This window comes from Lachnospira rogosae (ex Hitch et al. 2025) (assembly GCF_040096455.1).
Lineage (GTDB): Bacteria > Bacillota > Clostridia > Lachnospirales > Lachnospiraceae > Lachnospira > Lachnospira rogosae.
Map to the genome: position 1 here is coordinate 127199 of NZ_JBBMER010000003.1, position 13875 is coordinate 141073.

The 13875-nt window shown below is 37.7% G+C and carries 8 protein-coding genes; all 8 read left to right on the top strand.

All coding sequences use genetic code 11. The annotated features are described in order from the left end of the window. The first annotated feature begins 2 nt into the window (after positions 1 to 2). Positions 3 to 689: a cell division ATP-binding protein FtsE gene (ftsE, locus tag WMO14_RS04930; protein WP_022501243.1), complete on the top strand. Its 687-nt coding sequence runs from the start codon at positions 3 to 5 to the stop codon at positions 687 to 689. After that, on the top strand, positions 679 to 1587 hold the full coding sequence (gene ftsX / locus WMO14_RS04935) for a permease-like cell division protein FtsX (protein ID WP_022501244.1): 909 nt from the start codon (positions 679 to 681) through the stop codon (positions 1585 to 1587). The genes ftsE and ftsX overlap by 11 nt, the downstream gene beginning before the upstream one ends. 206 nt (positions 1588 to 1793) lie before the next feature. Next, positions 1794 to 2987 carry a murein hydrolase activator EnvC family protein gene (locus tag WMO14_RS04940; protein WP_055173933.1) on the top strand — a complete coding sequence of 398 codons (1194 nt, stop codon included), beginning with the start codon at positions 1794 to 1796 and terminating at the stop codon, positions 2985 to 2987. 29 nt (positions 2988 to 3016) lie between these two features. Beyond that, positions 3017 to 4453 (top strand): S41 family peptidase, encoded by a 1437-nt coding sequence (locus WMO14_RS04945; protein ID WP_242854078.1) that lies wholly within the window; start codon positions 3017 to 3019, stop codon positions 4451 to 4453. Between the two features lie 241 nt (positions 4454 to 4694). Further along, complete coding sequence (gene uvrB / locus WMO14_RS04950; protein WP_349153373.1) at positions 4695 to 6695, top strand: excinuclease ABC subunit UvrB; 2001 nt, start codon at positions 4695 to 4697, stop codon at positions 6693 to 6695. A 152-nt stretch (positions 6696 to 6847) separates the two neighbouring features. Beyond that, positions 6848 to 9682, top strand: coding sequence for an excinuclease ABC subunit UvrA (gene uvrA, locus WMO14_RS04955; RefSeq protein ID WP_349153374.1), 2835 nt, complete (start codon positions 6848 to 6850; stop codon positions 9680 to 9682). Positions 9683 to 9869: 187 nt separating this feature from the next. Beyond that, the gene (locus WMO14_RS04960) at positions 9870 to 11432 is read left to right on the top strand and encodes an HAD-IA family hydrolase (RefSeq protein WP_349153375.1); all 1563 of its coding nucleotides are present in this window, start codon (positions 9870 to 9872) and stop codon (positions 11430 to 11432) included. A gap of 499 nt (positions 11433 to 11931) precedes the next feature. Continuing rightward, entirely contained in the window at positions 11932 to 13506 is a 1575-nt protein-coding gene (guaA, locus tag WMO14_RS04965) for a glutamine-hydrolyzing GMP synthase (RefSeq protein ID WP_022204477.1), read from the top strand. Positions 13507 to 13875 lie beyond the last annotated feature (369 nt).

Genomic DNA, 13875 nt, shown 5'->3' on the forward strand with positions numbered 1-13875 from the left:
TAATGATTATAATGGAAGATGTTACCAAAACGTATACATCTGGAGTTCCTGCTTTGAACGGAATTAATCTTCACGTTCAGAAAGGAGAATTCGTGTTTATAGTAGGTAAGAGTGGTTCAGGTAAGTCAACTCTTATAAAGCTTCTTCTTAAGGAACTTGACCCAACATCGGGTAAGATATACGTTAATAAAAAGTACCTTAATAAACTTACAAGAAAGAAGTTACCATATCTTAGAAGAGATATCGGTGTTGTATTTCAGGATTTCAGACTTTTACCAGATCGTAATATATACGATAATATTGCATTTGCACAGAAAGTTGTCGAAGCTCCTAATAAGAAGATTAAGAGCAGGGTTCTTGCTATGCTTTCAATGGTAGGACTTCTTGATAAGTATAAGTCATTTCCTAATGAGTTATCAGGTGGTGAACAGCAGAGAGTTGCCATAGCCAGAGCACTGGTTAATAAGCCAGCTATATTATTGTGCGATGAGCCTACAGGTAACCTTGACCCAGCTAATTCTAATGAGATTATGAAGATATTAGATCAGGTTAACAAGCAGGGAACAACAGTACTTGTTGTTACTCATAATATGGAGATAGTTCAGCAGATGAAGAAGAGAACTATTACTATGAGCGAAGGCAAGATTATCAGTGATTTGGAAAAAGGTGGTTATTTCTATGAAGATTAGATCGTTATTTTATCATATTAAAGACGGATTAAAGAACATCTATCGTAATAGATTGTTCTCTCTTGCGTCTATAGCAACAATTACAGCGTGTATATTCCTTTTTGGTGTATTCTATGCACTTGTATCCAATTTTCAGTATATGATTCATAAGGCTGAGAATGAAGTATGTGTAACAGTATTTTTCGATGAAGGACTTACAGACGCAGATATTAAGAAGCTTGGCGATACGATAAGCCAGCGTAATGAAGTGTCAAGAATTCATTATACATCAGCTGATGAAGCGTGGGAGAATTACAAGGCTGAGTATTTTAAAGATTACCCAGAACTTGCAGAGGGTTTCAAGGATGATAATCCTCTTGCTAATTCTTCATCATATGAGATATATCTTAATGAAGCTTCAAGTCAGGCTACACTTGTAACATACCTTGAAAATCTTGATGGTATAAGACAGGTTAACCGTTCAGAGGCAACAGCAAGTGGACTTGCTAGTGCCGCAAGACTTGTTAGTTACATAACAATAGCAATTATAGTTATTCTTCTTGCAGTATCTATATTCCTTATTACTAACACAATTGTAATAGGTATTACTGTCCGTAAAGAAGAGATTTCTATTATGAAGTATATAGGTGCTACAGATGCGTTTGTTAATGCACCATTTTTCGTAGAAGGTATTGTAATTGGACTTGTTGGTTCAATTATTCCAATAGTTATTCTTAGATTTGTATATGAGAATATTATTAATTTTGTTATGAATAAGTTCTCGATACTTCAGAACATTCTTGCGTTTATGCCGGTTAATGATGTATTCAGAATACTGGTTCCAGTAGGAATTCTTCTTGGTATCGGAATAGGTGCATTAGGAAGCTTCTTTGCCGTAAGAAAGCATGCTAATGTATAGCAGATAATATTAGCCAGACATAGGACTGCTACATTGAATTATATGATTATGTATTATATATGAAGATTATATTATGTGATTGTATATGATATGTGGAAGTCCTATTTAAAAATAAAAATGGTATCCTACAGTATAGATTGTTATGCTATTGTTAAGCGGCTGTTTGTATGCATTTTATAAATGGTTTGGCTGAATGGAGGAGTTGTATGAGGAGAGCATTAGCAAAAAGGCTTATTCCATTGTTGATTGTACTTGTGCTTGTAATACCATATTTTGCAGTGTCATATTATGATGTATATGGAGATGATAAGCAGAATCTCAATGATGCTAACAGCAAGAAAAAAGATTTGCAGAGCCAGTATGAACAGACAGAGAAAATAATTGAAGACTTAAAGGCACAGAACGATGATATGATAGCTTATATTGCCCAGCTTGATGCACAGATGTCCAGTGTTGATGGCGAGCTTAATGAGGTTAATGAGCAGGTTGAGCAGATAGAGGCTGAGATAGCGGATACAGAAGAAAAGCTTGCACAGGCAGAGATAGAGGCAGAAGAACAGTATAGTTCAATGAAGCTTAGAATTCAGTTTATGTATGAACATAATGATGAAACATATTTTGCATTGCTTATGAATTCCCAGAGTATGGGTGATATGCTTAATAAGGCGGAATATATTACAAAAATCTCACAGTATGACAGGGAAATGCTTGAAAAATATAATGCTACTGTTACTTATATAACTGTCGCCAAAGCACAGTTAGAAACGGACAGGGAGACACTTGTAACCAAGCAGGAGGAGCTTGAAGATAAGAGAGCTTCACTTTCACTGCTTGAGTCAACCAAGAAGAGTGAAATGGCTTCATTACAGAAGAATAAGCAGCAGCAGGAGAATTATAAAGCTAAGATAGAAGCTGATATAAAGGCTCAGGACGAATATATTGCCAAGATAGAGGCAGAGATTAAGGCCAAGGAGAATAGTGGAAGTGCCAATGTTGTAAAATATGATGGTGGAAAGTTCAAGTGGCCTACAGAGTCAACAAGGATAACCTCACCTTATGGTGATACAGAGGGCAGAAGCTCTCCGCATAAGGGAATTGATATCGGTGCACTTAACAGAGGCGTTGCGGGTGATGCTATATATGCGGCGTATGATGGTGATGTGGTAATTGCGACATTTAGTTCATCAGCGGGTAATTATATTATGATTAATCATGGTGGTGGATTGTATACAAGATATCTGCATGCTTCAAAGCTTCTTGTCAGTGCAGGAACACATGTAACTAAGGGACAGAAGATAGCACTTATGGGAACAACTGGTGATTCTGACGGAGTTCATCTACATTTTGATGTAAGATATAACGGAAGTTATGTTTCACCTTGGAACTACTTAAGCAAATAAAAATTTAATAAATGCAGAGGCATATAGGTATGGACAATCAAAATAACAACATTTATTCAAATGATAATGTCAATAGTGATGATTTTAATGCTGGTGATAACATTAATGCAATTAATAATGTTAATGCAGATAATGACATCAATGCCGGTAACAGAATTAATAATAGTGCTTCGGATAATCGTGGAAATATTGGTGATTTGTATGGAATGAATGATTTAAGAAGAAATGCACAGCCGCCAAGAAAGAAGAAATCACAAGGCTTTGCAAGCGGAATGATTATCGGTGCTGTATCAGCATTTATGGCTGTTATACTTCTAATATTAAGTGTGGCAGCAGTGTGTATAGCCAAAGGCTACATTCATATAGGTGTTAATGGAGATGTATATATACAATCTGATGCAGTCACAGATTCAGACGGAATTGGAAGTGAGGTAGAAGGCAAGCTTAATGCAATTGATTCTGTGCTTGAATCCTTTTATTTTGGTGATGTAGATGATGAAACCGCCAAAGATAACATTTACAAGGCGTATCTTAGTTCATATGGTGACAAGTATACCATGTATTATACAGCGGATGAATATAAAGCCTTAAAGGAGTCAACAAATGGCAAGTTCTATGGCATAGGAGCAGTCTGCCAGCTTAGCGGTGAAGGTGGTGTTCTTCTTGTAGATGTATATGATAATGGGGCAGGTTATCAGGCTGGACTCAGGAGTGGCGACAGGGTTGTAAATGTTGATGGCAGGGACATAACAGATATGGAGCTTTCATCAGCCGTTGCACTTATTAAAGGCGACAAGGGTACATCTGTCACGCTGGAGGTCATTCGTGGAACTGAGCGACTGACATTTTCTGCGGTAAGAGATGCTGTTGAAGCAAAGACAGTGTCATATACACTTCTTGATAATAATATAGGTTATCTTTCGATATCACAGTTTGAGGAGGTAACAACAAAGCAGTTCAAGGCGGCTGTTGAAGATTTGCAGTCACAGGGTATGAAAGGACTTGTAATTGATATAAGAAACAATCCAGGTGGATTGCTTGATACGGTTGTAGGTATGCTTAAATATATGCTTCCTGACGGACTTATTGTGTATACAGAGGATAAGCAGGGCAATAGAAAAGAGTATAAAGGTCAGGATAATGATGAGTTCAATCTGCCACTGGCAGTCATTGTAAATGGCAATAGTGCCAGTGCCTCAGAGATATTTGCAGGTGCTATACAGGATTATGGCAAAGGAACGATAATTGGAACCCAGACATATGGCAAAGGAATTGTGCAGACAGTTAAACCACTTACAGATGGAAGTGCAATAAAGTTCACAATTGCCAAGTATTTTACACCAAAGGGTCAGGATATACACGGAAAAGGTGTTACTCCGGATATGGTAGTGGAATATGATACTGATGCAGATGTTGATACCCAGCTTGATGCGGCAATTAAGAATGTGGAAGCACAGATTAATTAAATATATGCAAATGGAAAATATATAAATTACAGTAAGCCTGATGGCTGATATGCAGATTGGCAGTTTGTTGAAATCTGTTGTGTATCAGCAGTCAGGTGATTTTTGTTATAAAATGAAACAAATGTTCTGTTTTTGATAGACAAAGGCATTTATTTGTAGTAAAATCAATATATAAGGTAAATACTATTAAATAATATTGTTGTTGACTATTTTACTATAGATTAACGAAGGGAGAATTGTTATGGAATTCAAGTTACACGCTCCTTATAAACCGACAGGAGATCAGCCCCGTGCAATAGAGAAGCTTGTGCAGGGATTTGAAGAGGGTAATCAGTTCGAGACACTTGTCGGTGTTACAGGCTCTGGTAAGACATTTACTATGGCGAACATAATACAGCATGTACAGAAGCCTACTCTTATAATCAGTCATAATAAAACATTAGCAGCTCAGCTGTACTCTGAGATGAAAGAGTTCTTTCCTGAGAATGCAGTAGAGTATTTTGTATCCTATTATGATTATTATCAGCCAGAGGCTTATGTGCCACAGAGCGATACTTATATAGCCAAGGATTCTTCGATTAATGACGAGATAGATAAGTTAAGACATTCAGCAACAGCGGCATTGTCAGAGAGAGATGATGTTATTATAGTAGCATCAGTTTCGTGTATATATGGTCTTGGTGCACCTATTGATTATAAGAATATGGTTATCTCACTTCGTCCAGGTATGGAAAAAGACAGGGATGAAATGATAAGAAAGCTTATAGATATACAGTATATGCGCAATGACCAGGATTTTAAAAGAGGAACATTCAGGGTAAGGGGAGATGTTGTAGAGATATATCCGTCAGCTTCCAGTGGAGATGCTGTGAGAGTAGAGTTTTTTGGTGATGAGATAGACAGGATAAGCGAGATTGATTCTCTTACCGGTGAGGTTAAATGTAACCTTGACCATGTTGCTATATTTCCTAATTCACATTATGTTGTTGAAAAAGAGAAGATGGAAAAGGCGATTGAGAATATTAAGAAAGAGCTTGCAGAGAGAATAGAGTATTTCAAGAGTGAGGATAAACTTCTTGAGGCACAGAGAATAGAAGAACGAACGAACTTTGATATAGAGATGATGCAGGAAACAGGCTTCTGTTCAGGTATTGAGAATTATTCAAGACATTTAGCAGGGCTTCCGGCAGGGTGTCCGCCATATACGCTTATGGATTATTTTCCAGATGATTTTATGATAATTGTTGATGAATCACATATAACTATTCCACAGATAAGGGGAATGTATGCAGGCGATCAGGCAAGAAAGACGACACTTGTTGATTATGGCTTCAGGCTTCCATCAGCGAAGGATAACAGACCGCTTAATTTTCAGGAGTTTGAGAGCAAGATATCACAGATGCTTTTTGTATCTGCTACGCCTAGCAGGTATGAGGAAGAACATGAACTTATGAGGGCAGAGCAGATTATAAGGCCTACAGGACTTCTTGATCCAGAGATAACAGTCAGACCAATAGAGGGTCAGATAGATGATCTTATAAGTGAGATTAATAAGGAAGTTGAGAAAAAGAATAAGATACTTGTAACTACACTTACCAAGCGTATGGCAGAGGATCTCACAGATTATCTTAAGGAAGTCGGCATAAGAGTCAAGTATCTTCATGCGGATATTGATACACTAGAGCGACAGAAGATTATAAGGGATATGCGACTTGACGGATTCGATGTGCTTGTTGGTATCAATCTGCTTAGAGAGGGACTTGATATTCCAGAGATAAGTCTTGTGGCTATTCTTGATGCTGATAAAGAGGGCTTCTTAAGAACAGAGACTTCACTTATCCAGACGATAGGACGAGCTGCCAGAAATGCAGATGGACACGTTATTATGTATGCAGATACTATAACAGAGTCTATGGAAAAGGCTATATCTGAGACGGAAAGACGTAGAAAGATACAGCAGGAGTACAATGAGGTACACGGAATAACCCCTCAGACTATAAAGAAGGCAGTAAGAGATCTTATAAGTATATCTAAGGCAGCAGAAGCAGATAATTCAAATGGAAGGCTTGATGTAGATTATGAATCTATGAGCATTAAAGATCTTGAAAAGGTTAAGAAGCAGATTGAGAAAAATATGCGTAAGGCTGCAGCAGAGCTTGACTTTGAACAGGCGGCTATGCTTCGTGATAAGATGATCGAGATTAATAAGTATATTTATGAGGATAAGAAGTCAGGCAGATAGAATTAATAGCTATTATACCAGGTGAGGCTATAAGTTCAAAAGCAATATTACGCAGTCAGAATTATAAAAAGCAGCTGCTGATTACAGAAAAAGATTTATGTACCTGAGACGATTAAGGATTAAGAAAGAAGAAATAACGGAGAAAATAGAATATGGAAAAAGGCGATTACAGGAATTATATAAGAATAAGAGGTGCAAGCGAGCATAATCTTAAAAATATTGATGTAGATATACCAAGGGACAGTCTTGTAGTACTTACGGGTCTGTCTGGTTCTGGTAAGTCAAGTCTTGCCTTTGACACTATATATGCAGAAGGTCAGAGAAGATATATGGAGTCATTATCTTCATATGCAAGGCAATTCTTAGGACAGATGGAAAAGCCGGCGGTAGAGAGCATAGAAGGACTTTCACCAGCTATTTCCATAGACCAGAAGTCAACTAACAGAAATCCACGTTCAACAGTTGGAACTGTTACAGAGATATATGATTATTTCAGATTATTATATGCAAGAATAGGTACACCACATTGTCCAAAGTGTGGCAAAGTAATCAACAAGCAGACTGTAGACCAGATGGTTGATACTATTATGGAGCTTCCAGAAAGAACAAAGATACAGATATTAGCTCCAGTTGTAAGAGGAAGAAAAGGTGAACATAAGAAGCTTTTTGAACAGGCTAAAAAGAGTGGTTATGTAAGAGTTATTGCTGATGGCAATATGTATGAGCTTACAGATGAGATAAATCTTGATAAGAACAAGAAGCATAATATAGAAATTGTTGTTGACCGTCTTGTAGTTAAAGATGGAATTAACAAAAGACTTACAGACTCAATAGAAACAGCACTTAAGCTTGCAGAGGGACTTATGACAGTTGATGTTATAGATGGTGAGCCGATTAACTTTTCACAGAGCTTTTCGTGTCCGGATTGTGGCATAAGCATAGATGAGATAGAGCCAAGAAGCTTTTCGTTCAACAATCCATTTGGTGCGTGTCCTGATTGTTACGGACTTGGTTATACAATGAATTTTGATGCAGAGCTTCTTATACCAGATGATTCATTAAGCATCGATGAGGGAGCTATAGTTGGTATGGGATGGCAGTCTGTAAAGGATGAGGGCAGCTTTTCAAGGGCTATTATGAGTGCACTTGCAAAGGAATATAACTTCAGTTTATCAACACCATTTAAGGATTATCCAGATGATATTAAGGATATGATTATAAATGGTACTAAGGGCAGAAGTGTTAAAGTGCATTACAAAGGCCAGAGAGGCGTTGGAGAATACGATATAGCATTTGAAGGCCTTATCCATAATATGGAGAAAAGATACAGGGAAACTTACTCAGACAGTGCAAAGCAGCAGTATGAGGAATTCATGCGCATAAGACCTTGTAAGTCCTGCCACGGACAGAGATTAAAGCCATCATCTCTTGCTGTTACGATAGCAGATAAGAATATATATCAGATTACAGATATGTCTATTGTTAAGTTAAAGAAGTTTTTAGATGAGCTTGAACTTACAGACAGACAGAAGTTTATCGGTGCAGAGATACTTAAGGAGATTAAGGCAAGAATACAGTTTCTTATGGATGTAGGACTTGATTATCTTTCATTATCAAGAGCTACAGGTACGCTTTCAGGAGGAGAGGCACAGAGAATAAGACTTGCGACACAGATAGGTTCAGGACTTGTTGGTGTGGCTTATATACTTGATGAGCCAAGTATCGGACTTCATCAGAGAGATAACGACAAGCTGCTTGGGACACTTATACATTTGCGTGACCTTGGTAACTCAGTTATTGTGGTTGAACACGATGAAGATACTATGCGTGCCGCAGATTATATTGTTGATATAGGACCGGGTGCCGGACGTAATGGTGGAGAAGTTGTTGCGACAGGAACAGCAGCTGATATTATGGCATTCAAGGATTCGCTTACAGGTGCATATCTTAGCGGAAGAATCAAGATTCCAGTGCCGGCTAAGAGAAGAAAGCCGACAGGCTGGATAACTGTTAAGGGTGCAAGGGAGAATAATCTTAAAAATATTGATGTTGATATACCACTTGGAGTATTTACATGTGTAACAGGTGTATCGGGTTCAGGAAAGAGTTCCCTAGTGAATGAAATTCTGTATAAGCACCTTGCTAAGTCTTTAAACCGTGCAAGATGTATCGCTGGTGACCATGATGATATTATAGGAATCGAGCAGCTTGATAAGGTTATAGATATTGACCAGTCGCCAATAGGAAGAACTCCACGTTCTAATCCTGCGACATATACGGGTGTATTTGATATGATAAGGGATCTTTTTGCTTCAACAACAGATGCTAAGGAAAGAGGTTATAACAAAGGACGTTTCAGCTTTAATGTAAAGGGAGGACGTTGTGAGGCTTGTTCCGGAGATGGTATTATCAAGATAGAAATGCATTTCCTGCCTGATGTATATGTTCCTTGTGAAGTGTGTGACGGAAAGCGTTATAACAGGGAAACACTTGAAGTTAAGTATAAGGGAAAGAGCATATATGATGTACTTGATATGACAGTTGAGGATGCAGTTGATTTCTTTGAAAATGTGCCATCAGTCAGAAGAAAAATAGAAACTCTTAATGACGTTGGACTTTCATACATTAAGTTAGGACAGCCATCTACAGAGCTTTCAGGTGGAGAGGCACAGAGAATAAAGCTTGCTACAGAGCTTTCAAAAAGAAGTACAGGAAAGACTATATACATTCTTGATGAGCCTACAACAGGACTTCATTTTGCAGATGTCCACAAGCTTGTTGATATACTTCATAAGCTTGCGGAGGGCGGTAACACTGTTGTTGTTATCGAGCATAATCTTGATGTTATCAAAACAGCCGATTATATTATAGATATGGGACCAGAAGGCGGCGACAGAGGTGGTACAGTTATTGCAAAGGGTACACCAGAAGAGGTTGCCAAGGTTAAGAAGTCTTATACGGGACAGTATGTTAAGAAGTATTTATAAGGATGGTGCAGATGACGGCATTGTGGATGAAAGTTCAATGATAGAAGATGTTTAAAATATCTAAATTGGTAAATTTGAAAATTGCAGGTGCTGGTCAGTGTTATAAATTATAAAAACATATCTTTTATAGTTACTTTAAATAATATAAAGTGTAAAAATACGACATTTGATTGCTAGGAGAAGAAAAATGGTATCAGGCATTATATTTGATATGGATGGCGTTCTTATAGATTCAGAAAGACAGTCTAATGAGGGCTGGCTATGGGCGGCAGGGCAGCTTGGAGTGGATATGCCTATGTGGCTTATAGACAGCTTTAAGGGTGCTCCGGCAGAGCTTTGCTGCAAGTTCTTTGATGATTATTACAAGGGTGTGATAGATTATTGGGAAGCGAAGGAGCTTAGAACACAGCATGTATACAAGATAAGGGAAACAGAAGGTATTCCTGTTAAAAAGGGCGTAAAGGACATATTTGAATATATAAGAAATAATGGATTAAAGTGTGCAGTTGCTACATCAACAAGGCGTGAAAGTGCTGAGAAAACACTTCATGAAATAGGAGTGTGGGATTATCTTGATGCGGTTGTATATGGAGATGAAGTCGAACATGGAAAGCCAGAACCAGATATATTCCTTCGTGCGGCTAAGGCAATAGGCGTAAATCCGTCAGAGGCAGTAGTAGTTGAGGACAGCATTAATGGCATTAAGGCTGGATATGCGGCAGATATGAGAGTTGTTCATATTCCCGATACAATAGCAATAGATGATGATATCAGGAAGCTTACATATATGGTATGTGCTGACCTTAATGGACTTATTGATGTTGTGGAAAGTATTAACAAACCAGTTATTAACAGGGAAAATGTTATCAATGCATTTGCAGAGTATGTAAGAAATTATGACCCATCAGATGAAAAGATAAAGCTTAAGATAGATCATACATACAGAGTAGCAGGATTGTGTCAAAGAATTGCAGAATCATTAGGTTTAAGTGAACCGGATGTGGATATTGCGTGGCTTCTTGGAATGTTACACGACATAGGAAGATTTGAGCAGATAAGGCGTTTCGGTACATTTAATGATGTCCAGTCAGTAGACCATGCAGAATTCGGGGCAGACCTACTGTTTAAGGAAGGTCTTATAAGGAAGTTTGCAGAAGGGTATTATGAAGAATGTGAGCTTGCACAATCGGATAATCAGTCTGATTATTGTCAGGAAGAACGGAAAACTAAAGAATTCTTAGTTAATAATGATGCAACGGCTGTCGATGATGAGCAGATAATAAAAAACAATGAGTACCACAATAAAGATACAGGACTTCTTGAAATGGCAATAAGACAGCATAATAAGTATCGTGTAAAAGAAGACCTCACCGAAAGACAGCGTATGTTTTGTGATATACTGCGTGATGCAGATAAGGTTGACATATTTAAGGTAAATGCAGATATTCCTATGGAGATTATATATGATGTAACAACAGAGGAGCTTAAGAATGGAATTATAACCAAAGAGGTACTTGAGAGCTTTTATAAGAAGGAAACAGTACTTAAAAGTGTAAGAAGGAGTGCAGTTGACCATATAGTAGGGCATATATCACTGCTTTTTGAACTTGTGTATAAAGAAAGTTATAGACAGGCCAAGGAACAAGGTTATGTATATAAACTGCTGAATTTTAAGTCTGATGTACCTGAGGTTAATGCAGAATTTGACGATATGAGGAAATATGTAGACGAGTTCCTTATGGAAATATAAAGCTGTATAAATCTGAAATTAAGCGGTATAAGCATACAACAGATTAATAACACGAGGTTGTGTTGTATGGGATTGTAATAAAGATTGAAGAATATGCTTGTCATTATACCGCTTGTTTACTATAATAAATGTATATATGAGTTGTAGATGTGTTATATATACTGATATATACTTTAAAAGCAATGGAAAGAAATATAAAACAATAAAAGCTGTAAATTGATATAAAAAATTGTTATGTAAAATATCTAATTAATATATGTGTGTTATATGTATATATTATAATATTATATATGTATATGTATATGTATATGTATATGTATATGTATATGTATATGTATATGTTATATATGTGTATATTATATATGTGTATGTTATATATGTGCATATTATTTATATATGCATATTGTGTCTGTATATTTTTTATGATTGGCTGATTAAAGTATAGAAATGCATATAAAATATATCTTCAACGCAAACTTATGATTAGGAAAGGGACAATATGAATCAGGAAAAGGTTATAGTTATTGACTTTGGCGGACAGTACAACCAGTTAGTTGCACGTCGTGTCCGTGAATGTAACGTATATTGTGAGATATATTCTTACAAAACACCTCTTGAGCAGATTAAGGCGATGAACCCTAAAGGAATTATCCTTACAGGTGGTCCGAATAGCTGCTATGAAGAAGGTTCACCTACTTGTACTAAAGAGCTTTTTGAACTTGGTGTTCCAGTGCTTGGATTATGTTATGGTGCTCAGCTTATGCAGCACGTTCTTGGCGGCAAGGTTGAGAAAGCTCCAGTAAGAGAGTATGGAAAGACAGAGACATTTGTTGATAAGAGCAGTGCTTTATTTGGAGATGTTTCAGAAAAGACTATCGTGTGGATGAGCCATTTTGACTACATTTCACAGGTTGCTCCAGGATTTAAGATAATTGCACATACAGCAGACTGTCCAGTGGCAGCAGCAGAGTGTTCAGAAAAGAACCTCTATGCAATCCAGTTCCATCCAGAAGTTCTTCATACACAGGAAGGTACTAAGATGCTTCACAACTTTGTGCGTGGAGTATGCGGATGTGCTGGAACCTGGAAAATGGATGCATTTGTAGAGAATACTATTAAGGAAATACGTGAAAAGGTTGGCGATGGTAAAGTATTACTTGCACTTTCTGGTGGAGTTGATTCATCAGTGGCAGCAGGTCTTCTTTCAAGAGCTATCGGAAAGCAGCTTACATGCGTATTCGTAGACCATGGTCTTCTTCGTAAGAACGAGGGCGATGAGGTTGAAAGCGTATTCGGTCCAGAAGGACAGTTTGACCTTAACTTTATAAGGGTAAATGCACAGGAAAGATATTACTCTAAGCTTGCAGGTGTTACTGAACCAGAGGCTAAGAGAAAGATAATCGGTGAAGAGTTCATTCGTGTGTTTGAGGAAGAAGCCAAGAAGATTGGTGCAGTTGACTTCCTTGCACAGGGAACTATATATCCAGACGTTGTAGAGAGTGGACTTGGCGGTGAATCAGCGGTAATCAAGTCACATCACAATGTAGGAGGTCTTCCAGATTTCGTTGATTTCAAGGAGATTATTGAGCCACTCCGTGATTTATTCAAGGATGAAGTACGTAAGGCTGGTCTTGAACTTGGCATACCAGAACATCTTGTGTTCCGTCAGCCATTCCCAGGTCCAGGACTTGGAATAAGAATTATCGGCGAAGTAACAGGCGACAAGGTGCGTATCGTACAGGATGCTGATTACATCTACCGTGAAGAAGTAGACAAGGCAGTAGAAGCCTACAAGAAAGAAAATGGCAAGGCACCAGCCTGGATGCCAAACCAGTACTTTGCAGCCCTCACTAATATGCGTTCAGTTGGTGTTATGGGTGATGAAAGAACTTATGACTACGCAGTTGCACTTCGTGCAGTCAATACAATTGACTTTATGACAGCCGAAAGTGCCGAGATACCATTTGAGGTACTCCAGACAGTTATGAGTAGAATTATAAACGAGGTGCGTGGGGTTAATAGGGTATTCTATGACCTGACTAGTAAGCCACCTGGAACGATTGAGTTTGAGTAGTAAACAGAGCTTCATAAATGGCGTAAACAAGCCATTTATGGAGCTTTTTCTTTTATTGTGATACCTATATGATACCTGTTTTCGTAGTACCACAGATATTTAAGAGTACTGAGCAGATGTGTCAGAGGTATTTTCTATTATCACATTTCTTTATATTTTCAAAAATTATCCCAATTATATGAAGCACCAAAAACTGGTGCAAATTAGTGAAAATACGCCAGTGGTGTCTCTTCCGTAAAAATATGGTTTGCGGTAGACTTTATAACACAGAAATAAAAAGTCCGCCAGAGAATATGTTTTTACGAAAAAAGTCCATGAGAGAATATTTAGCAAATTCATGATTTGAATTAGAATGAATGATGTAATCAA